At 61.0% G+C, this 18850-nt stretch carries 21 protein-coding genes; 14 read left to right on the top strand and 7 right to left on the bottom strand.

Annotated elements, in window-relative coordinates; genetic code table 11:
• The first annotated feature begins 36 nt into the window (after positions 1-36).
• The 3 genes from DCO47_RS03235 (at position 37) to DCO47_RS03225 (ending at position 2707) form a co-directional block, all read left to right on the top strand.
• Positions 37-1011, top strand: coding sequence for a zinc-dependent alcohol dehydrogenase family protein (locus DCO47_RS03235; RefSeq protein ID WP_116657427.1), 975 nt, complete (start codon positions 37-39; stop codon positions 1009-1011).
• A 29-nt stretch (positions 1012-1040) separates the two neighbouring features.
• A complete protein-coding gene (locus tag DCO47_RS03230; RefSeq protein WP_083353033.1) occupies positions 1041-1391 on the top strand; it encodes an antibiotic biosynthesis monooxygenase in 351 nt (116 codons plus the stop codon).
• 170 nt (positions 1392-1561) lie between these two features.
• Positions 1562-2707, top strand: a complete 1146-nt coding sequence (locus DCO47_RS03225; protein WP_116657426.1) for a sensor histidine kinase — start codon at positions 1562-1564, stop codon at positions 2705-2707.
• Between the two features lie 39 nt (positions 2708-2746).
• Here the strand turns inward: DCO47_RS03225 and DCO47_RS03220 are convergent, their stop codons facing one another.
• Positions 2747-4603 carry an ABC transporter ATP-binding protein gene (locus tag DCO47_RS03220; RefSeq protein WP_042609649.1) on the bottom strand — a complete coding sequence of 619 codons (1857 nt, stop codon included), beginning with the start codon at positions 4601-4603 and terminating at the stop codon, positions 2747-2749.
• Between the two features lie 298 nt (positions 4604-4901).
• Here DCO47_RS03220 and DCO47_RS03215 point away from each other — a divergent pair, with 298 nt between their 5' ends.
• From DCO47_RS03215 to DCO47_RS03205, 3 genes are read left to right on the top strand one after another with little or no spacing between them, the layout of a single operon-like run.
• Positions 4902-5552 carry a hypothetical protein gene (locus tag DCO47_RS03215; protein ID WP_116657425.1) on the top strand — a complete coding sequence of 217 codons (651 nt, stop codon included), beginning with the start codon at positions 4902-4904 and terminating at the stop codon, positions 5550-5552.
• Positions 5552-5980, top strand: coding sequence for a phage holin family protein (locus DCO47_RS03210; protein WP_042609651.1), 429 nt, complete (start codon positions 5552-5554; stop codon positions 5978-5980). Before DCO47_RS03215 ends, DCO47_RS03210 begins: the two co-directional genes overlap by 1 nt.
• A complete protein-coding gene (locus tag DCO47_RS03205; RefSeq protein WP_064361916.1) occupies positions 5977-6789 on the top strand; it encodes a DUF3618 domain-containing protein in 813 nt (270 codons plus the stop codon). Before DCO47_RS03210 ends, DCO47_RS03205 begins: the two co-directional genes overlap by 4 nt.
• 472 nt (positions 6790-7261) lie before the next feature.
• On the opposite strand, the gene DCO47_RS03200 is transcribed toward DCO47_RS03205, so the two are convergent.
• On the bottom strand, positions 7262-8164 hold the full coding sequence (locus DCO47_RS03200) for a LysR family transcriptional regulator (protein WP_116657424.1): 903 nt from the start codon (positions 8162-8164) through the stop codon (positions 7262-7264).
• A gap of 131 nt (positions 8165-8295) precedes the next feature.
• Here DCO47_RS03200 and DCO47_RS03195 point away from each other — a divergent pair, with 131 nt between their 5' ends.
• Positions 8296-9507 (top strand): MFS transporter, encoded by a 1212-nt coding sequence (locus DCO47_RS03195; RefSeq protein WP_116657423.1) that lies wholly within the window; start codon positions 8296-8298, stop codon positions 9505-9507.
• Between the two features lies 1 nt (position 9508).
• Here DCO47_RS03195 and DCO47_RS03190 read toward each other — a convergent pair whose 3' ends face one another.
• The gene (locus DCO47_RS03190) at positions 9509-9673 is read right to left on the bottom strand and encodes a DUF2986 domain-containing protein (protein WP_080902516.1); all 165 of its coding nucleotides are present in this window, start codon (positions 9671-9673) and stop codon (positions 9509-9511) included.
• Positions 9674-9800: 127 nt separating this feature from the next.
• Between DCO47_RS03190 and DCO47_RS03185 the strand changes: the two genes are divergently transcribed.
• From DCO47_RS03185 to DCO47_RS03175, 3 genes are all read left to right on the top strand, one after another.
• On the top strand, positions 9801-10301 hold the full coding sequence (locus DCO47_RS03185; RefSeq protein ID WP_064361913.1) for an anti-virulence regulator CigR family protein: 501 nt from the start codon (positions 9801-9803) through the stop codon (positions 10299-10301).
• 152 nt (positions 10302-10453) lie between these two features.
• Positions 10454-11428: a quinone oxidoreductase gene (locus DCO47_RS03180; RefSeq protein WP_064361912.1), complete on the top strand. Its 975-nt coding sequence runs from the start codon at positions 10454-10456 to the stop codon at positions 11426-11428.
• Positions 11425-12351: a LysR family transcriptional regulator gene (locus tag DCO47_RS03175; protein ID WP_116657422.1), complete on the top strand. Its 927-nt coding sequence runs from the start codon at positions 11425-11427 to the stop codon at positions 12349-12351. Before DCO47_RS03180 ends, DCO47_RS03175 begins: the two co-directional genes overlap by 4 nt.
• Before the next feature lie 203 nt (positions 12352-12554).
• Here DCO47_RS03175 and DCO47_RS03170 read toward each other — a convergent pair whose 3' ends face one another.
• On the bottom strand, positions 12555-13031 hold the full coding sequence (locus DCO47_RS03170; RefSeq protein WP_065617088.1) for a hemerythrin domain-containing protein: 477 nt from the start codon (positions 13029-13031) through the stop codon (positions 12555-12557).
• A 257-nt stretch (positions 13032-13288) separates the two neighbouring features.
• On the bottom strand, positions 13289-13504 hold the full coding sequence (locus DCO47_RS03165; RefSeq protein WP_116657421.1) for a PLDc N-terminal domain-containing protein: 216 nt from the start codon (positions 13502-13504) through the stop codon (positions 13289-13291).
• Between the two features lie 201 nt (positions 13505-13705).
• Here DCO47_RS03165 and DCO47_RS03160 point away from each other — a divergent pair, with 201 nt between their 5' ends.
• From DCO47_RS03160 to DCO47_RS03150, 3 genes are read left to right on the top strand one after another with little or no spacing between them, the layout of a single operon-like run.
• Positions 13706-14233 carry an autotransporter domain-containing protein gene (locus DCO47_RS03160; protein ID WP_256590076.1) on the top strand — a complete coding sequence of 176 codons (528 nt, stop codon included), beginning with the start codon at positions 13706-13708 and terminating at the stop codon, positions 14231-14233.
• A 59-nt stretch (positions 14234-14292) separates the two neighbouring features.
• A complete protein-coding gene (locus DCO47_RS03155) occupies positions 14293-15420 on the top strand; it encodes a saccharopine dehydrogenase family protein (RefSeq protein ID WP_116657420.1) in 1128 nt (375 codons plus the stop codon).
• A gap of 1 nt (position 15421) precedes the next feature.
• Positions 15422-15919, top strand: a complete 498-nt coding sequence (locus tag DCO47_RS03150) for a DUF2269 domain-containing protein (protein ID WP_116657419.1) — start codon at positions 15422-15424, stop codon at positions 15917-15919.
• Here DCO47_RS03150 and DCO47_RS03145 read toward each other — a convergent pair.
• Both DCO47_RS03145 and DCO47_RS03140 read right to left on the bottom strand, forming a co-directional pair.
• Complete coding sequence (locus DCO47_RS03145; protein ID WP_116657466.1) at positions 15902-16354, bottom strand: thiol-disulfide oxidoreductase DCC family protein; 453 nt, start codon at positions 16352-16354, stop codon at positions 15902-15904. The genes DCO47_RS03150 and DCO47_RS03145 overlap by 18 nt on opposite strands.
• Positions 16355-16405: 51 nt before the next feature.
• Positions 16406-17326, bottom strand: coding sequence for an AraC family transcriptional regulator (locus DCO47_RS03140; protein ID WP_256590075.1), 921 nt, complete (start codon positions 17324-17326; stop codon positions 16406-16408).
• An 87-nt stretch (positions 17327-17413) separates the two neighbouring features.
• Here DCO47_RS03140 and DCO47_RS03135 point away from each other — a divergent pair, with 87 nt between their 5' ends.
• Complete coding sequence (locus tag DCO47_RS03135) at positions 17414-18382, top strand: oxidoreductase (RefSeq protein ID WP_083353025.1); 969 nt, start codon at positions 17414-17416, stop codon at positions 18380-18382.
• The last annotated feature ends 468 nt before the right edge of the window (positions 18383-18850 follow it).

The raw sequence follows: 18850 nt of genomic DNA, 5'->3' as shown, positions 1-18850 counted from the left end.
TCTCGATATCCCTCTTTATCGATACGAGGTGTTTCCATGAAAGCGATGATTCTGAAATCTTTCGGCGGTCCTGATTCGTTCGAACTGAGCGATGTTGCCAAACCTGTTCCACAAGCGGGCCAGGTGCTGGTCCGGGTGCACGCCACTTCCATCAATCCGCTGGATTATCAGGTTCGGCGCGGTGACTATCCCGATCTGGTGCCGCTGCCAGCCATTACCGGTCACGACGTATCGGGCGTGGTTGAAGCTGTCGGGCCGGGCGTCAGCGCCTTCGCGCCGGGCGACGAAGTCTGGTACACCCCGCAGATATTCGAGGGGCAGGGCAGTTATGCCGAGTATCACGTGGCGGCCGAAAGCATCATCGCCCGAAAGCCTTCCTCGCTGAGTCACCTCGAGGCGGCGAGTCTGAGTCTGGTCGGCGGTACGGTGTGGGAAGCGCTGACCGTGCGCGCTGTGCTGCGAGTCGGCGAAAGCATTCTGATCCACGGCGGCGCGGGCGGTGTCGGCCATGTGGCGATTCAGGTGGCGAAAGCCATGGGCGCCAGGGTGTTCACCACCGTGCGCGAAGACAACGCCGAGTTCGCCCGCAGCCTGGGCGCCGATGTGGTGATCGATTACACCCAAGAGGATTACGTTGAAGCGATCATGCGCGAAACCGCCGGGCATGGCGTTGATGTGGTGTTCGACACCATCGGTGGCGATACCCTGTCTCGCAGTGCCGACGCGCTCGCCCAGCTTGGCCGCGTTGTCTCGATCGTCGACATCGCGCAGCCACAAAACCTCGTCCAGGCCTGGGGCAAGAACGCCAGCTATCACTTCGTCTTTACCCGGCAGAACCGCGGCAAGCTCGATGAACTGACCGCGCTGGTCGAACGCGGCCAGTTGCGGCCGCATGTTGGCGCGGTCTATTCCCTTGCCGACATCCCGCTCGCCCACGCAAGACTGGAGAGTGCCAACAACGGACTCATAGGAAAAATCGCCATCGCCGTTGAGCCTTCGCTCATCGTCTGAACGCGTTCAACTCATTCTGGAGAAACGTCATGGTTTACGAAATCGCAGTCCTGCCCGTTCACCCGCAACAGACTGAAGCCTTCCGACGCGCATTTGCCGAAGTCGAACCGTTGCTCACCCGTGCCAAGGGATACGGCGGGCACTTGCTGGCGCAAGGTATCGAAACGCCCGAGCAATTCAATTTGATCGTGCGCTGGCGCTCGCTTGAGGATCACTCTCCGGGGTTTGAGGAGAGTGAAGACCACCAGCGGTTCATGCTGGGGCTGGAGGATTATTTTTCCGCAGAACCGAAGGTCTACCACATTGAGGGTGGTGCTTTTCCGGATGGCGACTTGAGCGTTCCGGGCAGCAGCGCAAGCACAGGTAGTCAAGTGTTCTGATGGCTTTCGTCACAAGCGGCTGTTGCCGATTTTCCTCCCGCGTTGAACCACTGCATTGATGGTAGGCTGCAAGAGGTCAGCCGTACCTTCTGTACTCCTGAGTTTGTTCTTTCACTGTCTGCGCCGGCTCGCCTGTCGGCGCAGATGGATTTCCTCTATGGACTACAGCCATGCGCCTGCCAGATTTCATTCTCGAAAACCTAGAGCCGATCCTGCAGGCCTGGGAAGATTTCGCCCGCACCATCGAGACACCCGGTGCGGAGCTCGATAACGTTGCGCTGCGTGATCACGCCGAGCAGATGTTGCGGGCCATCGTTATCGATCTGCGCACCCGGCAGACGGTTAGCGAGCAACTGGCCAAGGCTCATGGCCAAGCGCCGCGCGATGATGAAGAAACGGCTGCTGAAACCCACGCCGTGACGCGGCTGATGGCCGGTTTCACTATCGACCAGATGGTTTCGGAATACCGCGCGCTGCGCACCAGTGTACTGAGCCAGTGGCTGCGTCAGGTCAAGGATGGAAAATCGGTGAATGTCGACGACATGACGCGTTTCCACGAAGCGATCGATCAGGCACTGGCTGAGTCGATTGCCAGCTATTCACGCGCGGTTGAGGCTTCGCGCAATGTCTTTCTAGGAATTCTCGGCCACGACTTGCGCACGCCGCTGGGGGCGATTCTGCTCGGTGCCGACAGGTTGCGCCGTACGGAATCCACCGACCCGCATACCGGCAAAGTGGCCCGGCAGATCTACGCCAGCGTGCAGCGCGCCACTCAGATCGTTGGCGACCTGCTCGATCTCACGCGGTGCCAGATGGGCCCGGGCATTCCAGTGAAAAAAGCCCCGATCGATCTCAGCCCGTTGTGCGAGCGGGTTATCGAGGAAATCCGCGCCTTTCACCCGCAGGCCAACGTTGTGTTCGACGCGAAGGAGCCGGTGATGGGTGCGTTCGATGGCGCCAGGATGGAACAGGTCTTTTCCAACATCATCAGCAATGCGGTGACCCACGGCGACAATCAGTTTCCGGTCACGGTCGAGTTGCAGGCGTTGGAGGAGGGTGCGGTCTTTACGGTACACAACGGCGGTGAGCCGATCCCGGAGGATGTACTGCCGTTCATTTTCAACCCAATGGGGCGTTTCTCTCAGCGCTCCGTGGTGGATCACGGGCCCGTCGCTGGGCTTGGACTCGGCCTGTTTATCGCCTCGGAAATCGTCGCCTCGCATGCCGGCTCGATTGAAGTGAGCTCTGATCTGCCAGGCGGGACCGTATTTCGCGTCAAGCTTCCGGTGGATGCCGAAAGCCCCTTCACCCTGTAGGCAAATCGATGAAGGGCCGGCTCCGGCCCTCCAGCCTGATTACTCCTCCATCACCTCAACCAAACCGCGATCCTCACCGAGGAACCCGCCGCTCTGGTGCTGCCACAGCCGCGCGTAGGTGCCGTTCTTCTCAAGCAATTGCGCGTGGGTGCCTTGTTCGATGATGCGGCCTTCGTCCATGACGATCAGGCGGTCCATTGCCGCGATGGTCGACAAGCGGTGGGCGATGGCGATCACGGTTTTGCCCTGCATCATTTCGTCGAGGCTTTCCTGGATCGCCACTTCGACTTCGGAATCCAGCGCGCTGGTGGCTTCGTCGAGCAGCAGGATCGGCGCGTTCTTCAGCATCACCCGGGCGATGGCGATGCGTTGGCGCTGGCCGCCGGAGAGTTTGATGCCGCGTTCGCCGACCAGCGTGTCGTAGCCGCTGTGGCCCTGCTTGTCGCTCAACTGGCTGATGAAACCATCGGCCTGGGCGTTCACCGCGGCGCGGTGGATGTCCGCGTCGGTGGCGTCCGGTCGACCGTAGGCGATGTTGTCGCGAATCGAGCGGTGCAGCAGCGACGTATCCTGAGTGACCATGCCGATCACACTGCGCAGGCTGTCCTGCGTGACCTTGGCGATGTTCTGCCCATCGATGCGAATCTCGCCGCGATCGACGTCATAGAAACGCAGCAGCAGGTTGATCAGCGTCGACTTGCCCGCACCGGAGCGGCCAACCAGGCCGATTTTTTCGCCGGGGCGAATGTGCAGCGTCAGGCCGTCGAGCACCTGGCGCTCGCCGTTGTAATTGAAGCTGACATTGTCGAAAACCACTTCGCCGCCGGCCGGCTCCAGCACTTTGGCATCCGGCGCGTCCTGGACTTTCGGGCCGCTGGTCAGGGTGGCCATGCCGTCCTGCACAGTACCGATGTTTTCGAACAGCGAAGTCATCTGCCACATGATCCAGTGCGACATGCCATTGATGCGCAACGCCATGGCGGTGATCGCCGCGACGGCGCCGGTGCCGACCTCGCCCTGATGCCACAGCCACAACGCATAACCACCGGCACCGAGAATCAGCGCGACCACCAGCGCCTGGTTGACGATTTCGAACTGGCTGACCAGACGCATCTGGCGGAAGCCGGTGAGCTTGAAATCTTCCATCGCCGCGCGAGCAAAATGCGCCTCACGCTTGGAGTGCGAGAACAGTTTGACGGTGGTGATGTTGGTGTAAGCATCGGCAATCCGTCCGGTCATCGAGGAGCGTGCATCGGCCTGCTCCTGGCCGACCTTGCCCAGACGCGGGACGAAATACACCATCGCCAGCCCGAACAGAACGATCCACGCCAGAAACGGCAGCATCAGCTTCAGCGCAAAGCCACCGGCCAGCGCAATGATGGCGATGAAGTAGACGCCGATGCCGGGAAGGATTTCGATCAGGGTGAACAGCACTTCACGCACCGACAACGCGGTTTGCATGACTTTGGTGGTGACCCGGCCGGAGAATTCATCGGAGAAGAACGACAGGCTTTGCCGCAGCATCAGCCGATGGAAGTCCCAGCGCAGGCGCAGCGGCAGATTGATCGCGAGGATCTGGTGCTGGACCATGGTGCGCAGCGCCACCAGGCCAATGCTGACCACCAGCACAATGCCGATGCCCCACAATACGCGGCTTTCCTCGGCACCGGCGGCGCCCCCGGATTGCCAGGTCGAAAGCAGATCCACCACTTGCCCGAGGAAGGAAAACAGCCACGCCTCGTAGATCGACACGCTGGCGCTGAGCAACGCAAAGGCAAGGATGTAACCGCGTGCGCCTCGGGTGCAGGCCCACAGGAATCGCATGAGGCCGACTGGCGGTGGCGGCGCCTCATCGGGTGGGAAAGGGTCGAGCCTTTGTTCGAACAGGCGAAGCATTGCGGTCTCCGAAGTGATCAGGGTAGGGGGATTCTGCCATCTATCGGCGGCGTTGCGGGTTTCACTGGCGTGATCAGGATGAACCCCCGTGCCATGTCTTGACCGCAGACAGGCGCAGAAGCTCAACGCAATCTCTCAAGGCGCAACCTTTCGTCGGTGATCCCGGCCATACGTTGCACGCTCATCAACCTCTTTGAACTCTCGCGCAAGCCGCTCCGTCCTCATCTATGTGGGGGCTCGAGGCATTGTTGCCGTGTAGTCCCGTTTTTGCGTTTTCAGTGAGAAGGCGAGGGGCGACATGAATACGTCAGACAGCAGGGCAGGGTATGAATCAGGTGATCCAAACGGCAAGCCTGAGCAAGGTTTCGATCATCTGAAAGACAACGTCAGCGAAGCATTGGGCGGCGCGCGCGAACAGACCGATGCGCAATTCGGTCAGTATCGCGACACGGCGGCCGAGCAGATCGAAGCGTTGGCGCAAGGCGCGAAAAGCTTCGTTTCGGAACTGCAGGACAAAGACACGTTAGGCATGTCCGATTACATCAACGACATGGCGGAATCCATGACCGGGCTGGCGGGCAATCTGCGCGGCAAGAGTGCCGAACAGTTGCTGCACGATGCGGCGGATCTGGCGCGCAACAATCCGGGGCTATTCATTGCCGGCAGTATCGCCATCGGTTTCGGCCTGTCGCGGTTTCTCAAGGCAGGCACGGCTGCGGCGGCAACTGTCAGCGCCGAACACGATCCAGCGGCAGGCACGACTTCGACGCCACCATCAGGCGATTACGGTGCGCAGCGACCCTATGAATCGTCAGTGCCGTCCTCGTCCCCAACCAATCCGGGACTGGCCACTGGCATCACTCCCACCTCACCTAATGAGCATGATCACCCCTCTGATTTCGCAGGGGCTTCCGTACCGCATGCACCCGACGCCAAAGGAGAACTGTGATGAACAGAGATGAATCTGATCTGAGCGGGGCAAGGCCCCTCGGCCAAACGGATGATGCTTCGGTGGTCGGCTTGTTGCGGCAGCTGTCCCGCGAAGTACCGGCGTTGTTCACCAAGGAATTGGCGCTGGCCAAAGCCGAATTGCACAACAGCCTCAGCACGCTGAAGGCTGGCATCGGCGCGGTGGCCGGCGGTGCGATTGTGTTCCTCGCCGGCTTCATCATTCTGCTGATGTCGGCGGTCTATGGCTTGAGCCTGTTCATGGCGCCGTGGCTGGCCGCGTTGATCGTTGGCGTGGTGGTAATGATCATCGGCTTCGCCATGCTGCAATCCGGGAAAAAGCAATTCGAGCCGTCTCACTTCAAACCTGATCGCACCCTCGACGCCTTGAACAAGGATCAGGAAGCGCTGCGGAGGAAAGTCTCATGAAAAGCGAACTGGATATCGAAGCGGAAAAAAGCCCGGAACAGATCGAGCGCGAAATCGATGCGCAACGCGCGAGCATCGGCAATATCGTCGATCAACTGGAGAGCAAATTCACCCCCGGGCAGATGATTGATCAGGCCTGGGGGATGATGCAGAGCAATGGCTCGACGTTCTTCACCAACCTCGGCACCAGCGTGCGCAATAACCCGGTGCCGGCGGTGCTGACATCGGTGGGCCTGCTCTGGCTGATGATCAGCCAGAATCGCCCGCCCGTGCCGCAACCGACCTATCGCAGCGGACCGGATCAGGACAAGGCCGGCGAGTGGGCCGATGGTTTGGCCGACGGCGTCGACAGTGCGCGCGCGCATCTGCACTCGACCACCGACTCGCTGAAGGACGGGTACCAGACGCTGAAAGGCAAGGCCAGCCACCTCGGTGAAAATGTCGGTGCAGCCAAGGAAAATCTGAGCCATGCGATGCATGACGCCAGTGACCGCTTGTCGCGCAATTCGCAAGTGCTCGGCCAACAGTTCAGTCACCTGCTCAAAGAGCAACCGCTGATGGTGGCTGCCGCTGGAGTCGCGCTCGGTGCGTTGCTCGGCGCGGCGTTGCCGACCACCTCCACTGAGCAGCGCTACATGGGCCGCACCAGCGCCGGCATGGTCGACAAGGCCAAGCAGAAAGCGCAGGAAGGTTATGAAGCGGTGCGCGACACGGTGACCCGGACCACCGAGCAGACCGAGGGTGAAACCAGACCGGATCCGGCGCGGCCGTCGTCCTCGGATCTGTCGCAGGGGCTGGGTACATCCTGAAGGTGAAAGACAAAGGGAGGCCTGTAAAAGGCCTCCCTTTTTGTTGGGCGGCGGTAATTCGGTACGGCGCTATCGCGAGCAGGCTCACTCCTACAGGGGGATGAGTGACGAAGAAGATTGTCGATCTGCCCCGATCCTTGTGGGAGTGAGCCTGCTCGCGATAGCAGCGTGTCAGGCGATGCAGGGTTGTCTGACCAGACGCAATCGCGAGCAGGCTCACTCCTACAGGGGGATGAGTGGCGAAGAAGATGGTCGATCTGCCCCGATCCTTGTGGGAGCGAGCCTGCTCGCGATAGCAGCGTGTCAGGCGATGCAGGGTTGTCTGACCGGACGCAATCGCGAGCAGGCTCACTCCTACAGGGGTGTGAGTGACGAAAAAGATTGTCGATCTGCCCCGATCCTTGCTCGCGATAGCGGTGTGTCAGGCGATGCAGGGTTGGCTGACCGGACGCAATCGCGAGCAGGCTCACTCCTACAGGGGAGCGGTGTTCAGCTTCAGTGCTTCGACAAACGCTGCGAACGCTGCCGAGCCCTGGCGCCGGTTCGGGTAATACAGGTGGTAACCCTGAAACGTCGGGCACCACTCTTCCAGGACTTCCACCAATCGGCCGTCCGCCAGATACGGCGCGACCAATTGCTCGGGCACGTACGCCACGCCGATGCCATCCACGGCGGCATTGAGTACATGCATGATGCTGTTGAACACCAATTGCCCGTCGACCTTGACGCTGAAATCCTGGCCCTTGTGCGCAAACTCCCAGGCGTAAATCGCGCCGGCCGGTTGATGGCGGATGTTGATGCAGGTGTGCTCCATCAACTGATGGGGCGTGACGGGTGCCGGGTGGCGGGCGAAGTAATCGGGCGCGGCGACCACCGCCAGGCGCCAGTCCGGGCCGATGCGCACCGCGATCATGTCTTTGCTGATCGATTCACCGAGACGAATGCCGGCGTCGAAGCGCTCCTTGACCACATTGGTGAATCCGTAATCGACGTAGAACTCCAACGTGATGTCCGGGTAGTCCTTCAGGAACCCGGCGAGCATCGGCCGAATGCACAATTCAATCTGATCGTCCGTGCAGGAAATCCGCAGCGTGCCGCTGGGCTTGTCGCGCAATTCGCTCAAGGCCTCGAGTTCGGCGCTGATCTGCTCGAACAGCGGCGCAATCGATCGCATCAGGCGCTCACCCGCTTCGGTCGGCGAAACATTGCGCGTGGTCCGGGCCAGCAGGCGAATACCCAAGCGCTGCTCCAGCGCGCGGACGGTATGGCTCAACGCAGACGGCGTGACGCCGAGGCGGGCGGCGGCTTTGGTGAAGCTCTGCTCCTGCGCCACCGCCAGAAAGGCCTGCAGGTCGTTGATTTTGGCGTTGTTCATTGCTGAATTTATCTCAAAAGCACATGAAGATTACCGCTACTAATCAAGTTAACCGCAATCCGTCAAGCTTTGCAGCCTGAGTAGCGGGGCAAAAATTGCTCCGATCAAGTCTTTTCCAAAACAGGTTCTGCATGACGGCCCAAGTAATCGATAATCCGACAGCCCAGTCCATGGACGCCTCCACCGCTGGCGAGCAACCGGCTTACTGGAGCGGCGTTTTCGCGATGACGTTGTGTGTCTTCGCGCTGATCGCTTCCGAGTTCATGCCGGTCAGTCTGCTCACGCCGATGGCAACGGACCTGCACATCAGCGAAGGCCTGGCCGGCTACGGCATCGCCATCTCCGGCGCGTTCGCGGTGCTGACCAGCCTGACGATCGCCAGGCTGGCTGGTTCAATGGATCGCAAAAATCTGTTGCTGCTGTTGACGGCGCTGATGTGCGCGTCCGGGCTAGTGGTCGGACTGGCGCCCAACTACACGGTGTACATGATCGGTCGCGCATTGATCGGCGTGGTGATTGGCGGCTTCTGGTCGATGTCGGCGGCGCTGGCCATGCGTCTGGTGCCGTCCGCCAGCGTGCCCAAGGCACTGGCGATTTTTAACAGCGGCAACGCCCTGGCGACCGTCGTGGCGGCGCCGTTGGGCAGTTATCTCGGTAGCGTGATTGGCTGGCGCGGGGCGTTTTTCTGCCTGATACCGGTGGCGCTCATTGCGCTGCTCTGGCAGTGGATCAGCTTGCCTGCGCTCCCCGCCGCGCCACGCAAAGCCAGCGCGGGCAACGTCTTCGCGTTGTTCAAAAGCCGCCGGGTGGCCTTCGGCATGCTCGGCGCAGGTCTGTTCTTCATGGGCCAGTTTGTTCTGTTCACTTACCTGCGGCCGTTTCTCGAAACCGTGACCCGGGTCGACGTTTCAGTGCTGTCGATGATTTTGCTGGTCATTGGTGTGGCCGGGTTCGTCGGCACCGTGGTCATCGGTTCGGTGCTGAACAAAGGCCTGTATCGCGTGCTGATCGCCATCCCACTGTTGATGGCGGTGATCGCCGTGGCGCTGATCGGGCTGGGCAGCTCGCTGGTCGCGGCCTTCGTGTTGCTGGGCTTGTGGGGATTGATCGCGACCGCCGCGCCGGTCGGCTGGTGGTCGTGGCTGGCGCGCACGCTGCCCGACGATGCCGAAGCGGGCGGGGGGCTGATGGTGGCGGTGGTGCAGTTGTCGATCGCTTCGGGATCGACCGTTGGTGGTCTGCTGTTCGACGGCAGCGGCTATCGGCTGACCTTCTTCGCCAGCGCGGCATTGCTGGTGCTGGCGGCGCTGATGACGTGGCTGACGTCGCGGCAGAAAGCCTGACTCAGCTTTCGATGTTCTCGACCTGCGCCTGCGCGGCTTCGGCTTCGGCTTCCAGCTTCAGGCGATCAGCCTTGCAGATGTACTTGGGCTTTTTCGGCGCCAGTTTGGCGTTGGCCTTTTTGGCCTTTTCCTTGAACAACTGCTGCAGCTTCTTTTGACGATTCATGATTTTTCGATCGCGGGTGGAAAGGACGGGAATCCTGACGCAAGGCCGAGTGGTCAGCAAGGAGAAATCCACTAAGCTGAGCACAATGCTTCAGAACCAGATGCCCCGCGAACCGAAGGAACCGTCCATGAGAAAAGCTCGCAGATTGATCGCCGCATTGTCCTGCCTCGCGCTGGTGGTGGGCAGCACGACTGCACTGGCCGACCCCGGCAATGGCAAGGGCCAGGGTGGTCAAGGTGGCCAGGGCAATGGCAAGGGTAAGCCGCAGAACATGCAGGATCACGGGAAACCGGGTGGGGGCGCTCAGGGCAATGGCAACAAAGGCCAGCCATCCTCCGGCAATCGCGGCGGCGGGCCGAGCGTTGATCGCGGCAATATTCTCGGCATCGTCGGCGGCTATCGCGGCGAATACTGGAATCCGGGGCCGCCGCTGCCGCCGGGCATTCAAAAGAATCTGGCGCGTGGCAAGCCGCTGCCACCGGGTATTGCCAAGAAGCTGGACGGGCGCCTGCTTGGCCATTTGCCTCACTATGACGGCTACGAATGGCAACAGGTGGGCACCGACCTGATCCTCGTTGCGCTGGCCACCGGGTTGATCTACGAGGTGCTCAACGGCGCGTTCGATTAGCGTTTCCATGGGGAGTGGCATCAGTGCCGCTCCTTTTTTATGTTCGAATAGCTGCATGATGTGCAGCAATGAACTGCATCCAACCCGACTTGTTCATCTGAACCTCAGCTTTCACAGTGAGCTCAACGGTTAATGACTGCACGGAGATGAACATGGTCAACGCAATCCGCTTCACCGAAACCGGCGCTCCGGACGTCCTGCAACTGCAAACGGTCAGCGAGCAACCCCCCGGGCCTGGCGAAGTCTGGCTGGAGCAGGAGGCGGTGGGCGTCAATTACCTCGATGTCAGCCAACGCAAAGGCGCGGTGCCGGTGGCGTTGCCGTCGGGGCTGGGTCTGGAGGGCGCGGGGCGGGTCGCGGCTGTCGGCGCCGGCGTGAGCAATGTGCGGGTCGGTGATCGGGTCGCTTATGCTACCGGTCCTTTGGGCGGTTACGCCTCGGCGCGGCTGTTTCCGGCAGAGCGTCTGGTGAAAATCCCCGATGAACTGTCGTTCGAAGACGCGGCAGCGGTGCTGTTCAAGGGCATCACCGCGCAATACCTGCTGAAAGCGACTTACCCGGTCGGGCCGGGCACGACAATGTTGCTTTATGGTGTCGCAGGTGGTCTGGGGGAAATCATGGTGCCGTGGGCCAAACACCTTGGCGCGACGGTGATCGGTGTGGTGTCGAAACAGGCCAGTGTCGACAAGGCTCGCGCGTCGGGCTGTGACGAAGTGCTGGTGTTCAATGCCGAGACCCTCGCCGCCGATGTGATGCGTATCACCGAGGGGCGCAAGGTCGACGTGGTGTATGACCCGATTGGCCGGGTGTCTTTTCAGGCGTCGCTGGACAGCTTGCGTCCACGTGGGCTGATGGTCTCGTTTGGCGCGCAGACCGGCGCGCCGGCAGCGGTGGAAATCGCCACCCTGAATGCCAAGGGCTCGCTGTTCCTGACCCGTCCATCGCTGGCAGCGCATACCGCTACAACAGCCGAATACCAGGAACGTGCGCAAGATGTGTTGGCCGCTGTTGCTGCCAGTATCATCACGCCGCAGATCCGTGCGCGTTATCCATTGGCCGACGCGGCACAAGCGCATGCCGATCTGGAGTCGGGGCGGTCATCAGGGGCGATCATTCTAAAACCATGAATCTGGATGTTCTGAGCAATCCGCACAGCGATGAGATCGCTGCCTTTCTCGCCGTCGCCGCACAAGGCTCGTTCGTCGCGGCGGGGCGTTTGTTGCAGCGCCATCCGACCATCGTTTCCAAGCGCCTTGCTGCGATGGAAAAACGTTTGGGTGTGCGGCTGGTCGAGCGCTCGACGCGACACGTGCGCATCACCGAGGCCGGCCTGCAACTCGAACAGCGCCTGCGCGCAGCCGTCGAGCTGATGAACGAGGCGCAGCAACAAGCGGTGCAGGGCGCCATCGAAGTGCGCGGCACGTTGCGTCTGGCCTTGCCGGCGGCGATGGGGCGCCTGTGGCTGGGGCCGATGTTGCCGGAGTTTCTCAAGGCCCATCCGCACGTCTCAGTGGTCGCCGATTACAGCGAAGGCCTCGTCGATATCATTGAGCAAGGCTTCGACGCGGCCATCCGCATCGGCGAACTGGACGACAATCGGCTGATCGCGAAAAAGCTCAGTGACCATCGCCGGATTCTCTGCGCATCGCCAGCCTACATCGAGGCGCACGGCATGCCGCAAACACCGCAGGATCTATTGCAGCACAATTGCCTGCGCTTCAGCGGGCTGGCGTCGTTCCCGTTGTGGCGCCTGCATCGCGGCGATGAACTGCAGACCATCACGCCACGCGGCAACCTGACCGCCAGCGACAGCGAATCCCTCCTCGCCGCCGCCCGCGCCGACGCCGGCATACTCGGTGCCGGCGACTGGCTGATGAGCCGCGATCTGGCGGCAGGGCGGTTGATCCAGGTTCTGCCCGACTGGCAGCTGGATTCGGCGGGAGGGGTCTATCTGGTCAGACCTTCATCGCGGTTTCCAGCGGCGGCAGTGGTAGCGTTCAAGGAATGGATCGAAGCGAAATTCGATCCGGCACCACCTTGGGCCGTTTGAACACCCCAGCCTTCAGCGCCACCCCCGTCCCTGTAGGAGTGAGCCTGCTCGCGAAGGCGGAGTGTCAGTCATAGATGCTCTGGCTGACCTGACGCTATCGCGAGCAGGCTCACTCCTACAGGGATTGCGCCTATATAGGAAATCCAGTGTCGGCGCACAAAAAAAGCCCGGCATCGCTGCCGGGCCTCGGTAACTTCAGCGCTTTACGCGGCGATGTTGTTGGCCGCCATTTGCTTTTTGTGGCTCGCCTTCATGGCTTCCATTTGTGCGCCCAGTTCCTCGAGCTTGGCCTTGCCCAGCAGCTTCTGCGCTTTGGGGAACATCTCTTCTTCTTCCTCTTTGATGTGGTGTTCCAGCAGTTCCTTGACCACTTTGACCCGGCCGGCAAATTCCGGGGTGCCTGGATCCGTCTCTTTCAGATCAGGCAGCACCAGCGAATCCACGGTGCGGTGCTCTTCCTTGGCTTCGTAGTACATGATGTCTTCTTCCTTGCTGCCGGCTTCCTTGAACGCGGGATACAGGATTTCCTCTTCCAGGCGAGTATGGATGGTGATTTCCATTTCCAGTTTGCCCAGCAACTCGCCGCGTTTTTTCAGCGCACGGTCGGTGGATTCACTCAGTTGGCTGAGGATGGCTTTGACTTTTTCATGGTCGGCTTTGAGAAGGTCGATGGCATTCATTTTTTGTCGCCTCTGCTTTTCACGGATTGAACACAGCGTTCTTTTTTTTGCGCTGCTGTGTATTCAGGAAGAGGCTATCGCAGGACTCATGCCAACTCGGCGATCAAGCGCAACCCGCGTAAATCAAGGGCTGGCGCAGAAGCAGGCAGAACGCCTTCATGCAGCCTGCAAGATATCCGCTCGGCGGACATTGCATATAACAAGCCCGGCAAATGCCGGGCTGTGGATGATGCTTGAGACAGGCCTGCGCTCGTGCTTCAGCGGTTGGCCTGTGAAGGCGAAATCCGCCCGACACGCTTGGGTCCCGCCAGTGCCCAGGCGATCAGGCCGAACAGCGGCACGAACACGATCAGCACGATCCACACGCCTTTACTACTGGATTTCCCCTGGCTTTTGCGCACCCGGTTGATGGCCCAAAGCTCGATCAGCACGAGAATGACCGCCAACACGATCCACACGGTTTCGATTTGCATAGGCTTAACTCCTGATGGTCTGTGCGTTAGGCGACGAGAGGGGCGTTGGGTTCATTGTTTTTGCCCGGCGGCGCTCGCCTGAAAATACCGACTAGAGTTGTTAGCGCAGACAGCGCACCTGTTTGTGGGAGTGAGCCTGCTCAATTCCACAGGCTGGGCAGGCATTCAGCCGTTGTGAAGCGTGAGACAGGGAGGTTTTCAATGGACGGTATCGAAGCCAAGCCCAATGACCTGGAAAAACTGAAAACCCGTGGCTGGGGCTACACCGCCTCGCTGGAAAACGGCTATCCCTATGAATTCGATAAAAACTGGTACATCGAGCCGCAAGTGCAGGCGATCTACAGCTACGTCGACCTGGACAGCAGCGACGACGCCGGCGCCAAGGTGCGTTTCAAGGACGTCGATTCGCTGGTTGGCCGCGCCGGCGTGCGCATCGCCAGGGACTGGGAAACCGAGGGCGTCGACAAAACCGCACGGCGCACCAACGCGTGGATTCGGCCCAGCGTCTGGCATGAATTCAAAGGCCAGCCGAAGACTGAATTTTCCTCTGAGTCGGGTTACATCCCGTTCGAGTCGGACATTCAGGGCACGTGGGGCGAGGTCAATCTCGGGGTCGATTATCAGGCCAACCAACGCACGACATTGACCGCGTCCGCCGGTTATCGGCAGGGCTTTGATGGCGACAGCCATGGCTATGACGCAATGCTGGGTTTCAAAATAAATTTCTGAGTGCCGCTGCGGCCTATATCCTCTGCGCCACATGTTTAGGCTGGAACAGGGACAGGGCAATGGGATTCAGGGTGATGGTCGTCGGTGGTTACGGCAATTTCGGCAGTATCGTTTGTCGGCATCTGGCGCAGATGCCAGAGATTGAGTTGGTGTTGTCGGGCCGCGATGCGCGCAAGTTGCAGCGCAAGGTCGAAGAGCTGCAAGCGCAATCGGGCCGTACCAGCCAAGGCTGGTGCGGCGATGCGCTGGGCGCGGGGTTTCAATCGGCGTTGCGCGAGCTGAATATTCAATTGGTGGTGCACACCGGCGGGCCGTTTCAAGGGCAGTCCTACGCGGTTGCTGAAAACTGCATCAGCGCCGGTGTGAATTATTGCGATCTGGCTGACTGCCGCACCTTCGTCAACGGCATCGATGTGCTTGACGCCCGCGCCAAGGAGGCTGGGGTGGCGCTGCTCAGCGGCTGCAGCTCGGTGCCGACCTTGTCTTCGGCGATCATCGATCAGCAGCGCTCGCGTTTTGCGCGGGTCGATTCGATCGAGCATGGCATTTCTTCCTCGGCGAAGATGCCTGGGCTGTCCACGGTCGAAGGCGTGCTCGCTTATGCCGGCAAACCGATCAGGCAGTTGAAGAATGGCCAGACTCACGAAGTATTGGGCTGGCTCGATCTGACCCTGCGCAGCATGCCGCAACTGGGCACGCGGGTGCTGGCCAATGTCGATGTGCCGGACATGGATATTTTCGCCCGCCGCTATGGAGCACAGACGCTGCGCTTCAAGGCCGGCGCCGGCCTGAAACTCGGCGGGGTCGCCAACGCCTGGCTGGCGCAGGCCTTGCGCTTCGGTCTGGTGCGCGATCATCGGCGCTGGGCGGCGCGCCTGCATCGACTGGGCACGTGGTTCGAGCGTTTCGGTGATGGCAAAAGCGCGATGTACATCGATGTTCGCGGCACTGGTGTCGACGGCCAGCCGCTGAGCATGACCGCGCAACTCACCGCGCTGAATGACAAAGGCCCGGAAATCCCCAGCTGCGCCGCCGTCGCCCTCGCCAGCAAAATGGCCCGGGGTTACGTGCCGGAATCTGGCGCACGGCCGTGTGTGGGCGAAATCAGCGTTGAGGAGTATCTGGCGGCGATCAACGATCCCGCCAATCTGAGTCTGTCGGTGCAGTTCGCCGAAGGGCAGCGTTGAGATGCTCTATCTCTGTCTGAAATACCTGCATGTAATCGCGGCGATTTTCCTCTTTGGTTTCGGCATGGGTTCCTACCTCTACCTGATCGCCGCCAGCCGCAGCGGCAACCCGCAAGTGATCGCCCATGTCGCACGGATGGTGGTGCGTTTCGATACGTGGATCACCACGCCGGCAGGGGTTGTGCAGGTCATCACCGGGTATCTGCTGATGCGCCTTTCGGGGCTGTCGATGAGCACTGAATGGCTGCTGACTTCGCTGATCATTTTCTTCTGTGTGGGCGCGTTGTGGCTGCCGGTGCTGGTCTTGCAAAAGCGTTTGCAGAGCATGGCGTTGAGCGCGGGCGAGGGTGGCCAGCTTCTGGATGATCGCTACGCGAGCACGTACCGCTGGTGGTTCTGGATGGGCATCGCCGGGTTCGCCGGAATGTTTGTCATCGTGCTGATGATGGTGACGAAGATGACGCCGCTGCAACTGATCGGATCAGCCGTGGGCCTTTAGAAAACGGCTTTCATGATCCGCTGTTGGTAGCAGGCAGGTGTCGTACTTGCCGAACAGCCGATAGCGATTCAGGGCGATGCGATCATAAGCCCAGTCGCGCAGCCCGCGTGGGAGTATCCGCAGCAGTTTCAGTGGCTGCCAGCGCCCCGGCAATTGCCCGACCACTTCGAGAAACGCATCGGAACGCTCCCAGTAATGCCGGTCGCGAATCACCGCCATGGTGTCGAACTCATCCAGCGGCAAACCTGCCCACGCGAGCAAGGCCTGGCCCCCGGGCGATTGCACCGCCGCGAGACGCACGCGGCGCTGTTGATCATGGCGTATCAGAAAGCGCGCCCAGCCGTTGCAGAGCTTGCACACGCCGTCGAACAGCACCACGGTTTCGCCGGGCTTGAGCAATGGTGCGGGGGTAGGGCGGGTTTTCATGGCAGGCATGTCCTTGGCGGCGGTTGTCGCGATCATAACCTCGATCAACCGGCGCTTGTTCTATAGCGACGGATCGCGGCGGTATTGCCCCGGCGATATTCCATGCACCCGGCGGAAGGCCGCGCCAAAGGCTGCGTCGGACAGATAGCCCAGCGAAGCGGCGACAGTCGCCACATTGTCCCGACCATTGCGCAAGCGAAACGCGGCCACGCGCATCCGCCAGCGTGTGGCGTATTCGACCGGTGCCAGGCCCATGCGTGTCTTGAACAGCGCAGCGAAACCCGATCGCGACATGCAGGCTATTTCGGCCATTTGAGTCAGTCGCCAGGGTTGTTCCGGAGCCGCGTGAATGGCGCGCAACACGCCGGCAATCGCTGGCTCCCGCAGCCCGCCCAGCCAGGCCAGTTGTTCGGCATCGGCGCTGTTGATGTGATGACGCAGCGCATGGATGAAGATCAGCCGCAGCAGATCGTTGCACATTGCCTGCGAGCCGGCCTGCTGCGAAGGCCATTCGCGGCCTAGTTCATCGAGCAGCCAGCCGAACGACGAAGCACCCGCGGTCTCGGCGCGAATGATCAGCGAGGTTGGCAGCACCTCAAGCAGCTCCGTCGCGCCTGGACCCGACAACGACACGCTGCCTCCCAGCAACTCGACTCCCTCGCCGATGCCGAACGTCGCCGAGGCACCGTCATGGGCGAAAACATCCGCTGCATTCACCGCTTCGACATCGACGCCGCTGGCGAGAATGAACGGCGTGCGCGATACCACAAAACAGTCGCCGGCCTGCAGCAACTGCGCCGGCATGCCCTGCATGCGCAGCCAGCATTCGCCTCGTTGCACGACGTTGAATTTCAGTTCGATGGGTTGAAAGCGCAGCGCCCAGATGCCTCCCGCCTGCAAACGAACCGAACAGGCTGCGCGCAGTTCAGAGAGCGCCAATACGGCAGAGAGTGGATCGCCAGCAGGATTTTGGATGATCACGACAGAAACCTGGATTTATCAGACTGGTTCGTCCGCAGAGCTTAGCCAAGAATGAAGGCCTTCGATAGCTCACTCAGGATTACGCCCATGGCCACCCTTCAACTACCTGTGCAGTCACCGTTCAACGCCGCCAGCACAGCGGCCGAAGTCATGGCTGGCATCGACCTGCGCGGGCACCTCGCCGTGGTCACGGGCGGTTATTCCGGCCTGGGTCTGCTGACAGTGAAAAGCCTCGCTGCGGCCGGGGCGCAGGTCATTGTGCCGGCCAGAGATACCGCGCGGGCCGAGGCGGCGTTGACCGGGATTGACGGCGTCAGGGTAATGCCCATGGATCTGATGCAGGCCGAGTCGGTGGCGGGGTTCAGCCGAAGTCTGGTCAGCGCGGGTCAGCCAGTGTCGTGGCTGATCAACTGCGCCGGAGTCATGGCCGCGCCGTTGCTGCGCGATGCCGATGGCCACGAGAGCCAGTTTGCCACCAATCATCTGGGCCACTACCGCCTGACCTGCGGGCTCTGGCCGGTGCTGGTCAAGTCTGGGCAGGCGCGGGTGCTATCGGTGTCGTCACGCGGGCATCAGATTGCCGGGGTGGAGTTTGATGACATCGATTTTTTGCGGCGGCCTTATGACAAATGGCTCGCCTATGGCCAGTCGAAAACCGCCAATGCCTTGTTTGCCATCGCCCTCGATCAGCGTGGACGTAGCCATGGCGTTCGCGCGTTTTCATTGCATCCGGGGCAGATTCTCACGGATCTGGCACGGCACTTGAGCACGACGGAACTCGCCGCCTTCGATGCGCTGGATGAACAGGGTCGGCCACGGCTGGATCCGCACAACGGTTTGAAAACTGTCGAGCAGGGCGCCGCTACCGGGTTGTGGTGTGCGACCAGTGCAGTGCTTGCGGATTTGGGTGGTGTGTATTGCGAAGACTGCAATGTTGCGCCGATCAATGACCCTGAAACAGGTCGCAAGGGTGTTGCGAAATGGGCGGCGGATGCCGGGTTGGCGGAGCGACTCTGGGCGGTTTCGGAGCAATGGACGGGGCTCACGGTGGCATGAACCGAGTCAAAGGCCAAAAGCCCCTCACCCTAACCCTCTCCCGGAGGGAGAGGGGACTGACCGAGGTGTTCAGTAGCGGTACGCCGACCTGAAATACCGAGCCGAACTCAGGCTTTGAACAGCACCCAAATCGGCTCCCTCTCCCTTGGGAGAGGGCTGGGGTGAGGGGCTTGGGCGTCAATCTCAGCACTTCCTTCAAGCCGAACCACAATAAATAACCGGGACACGCCGACCCTTTGCAACCGAGCCGAACGCAGGATTTGAACAGCACCCAAATCGGCTCCCTCTCCCTCGGGAGAGGGCTGGGGTGAGGGGCTGCCGCGTCAAGCACAGCACTTCATTCAAGCCGAACCACAATAAATAACCGGGACACGCCGACCCTTTGCAACCGAGCCGAACTCAGGATTTGAACAGCGCCCAAATCGGCTCCCTCTCCCTCGGGAGAGGGCTGGGGTGAGGGGTTGCCGC

Origin of the sequence: Pseudomonas sp. NDM, assembly GCF_003105095.1 — a bacterium.
Lineage (GTDB): Bacteria > Pseudomonadota > Gammaproteobacteria > Pseudomonadales > Pseudomonadaceae > Aquipseudomonas > Aquipseudomonas moraviensis_A.
The sequence above is the reverse complement of the archived record's forward strand: the minus strand, read 5'-3'. Positions and strand labels throughout refer to the sequence as shown.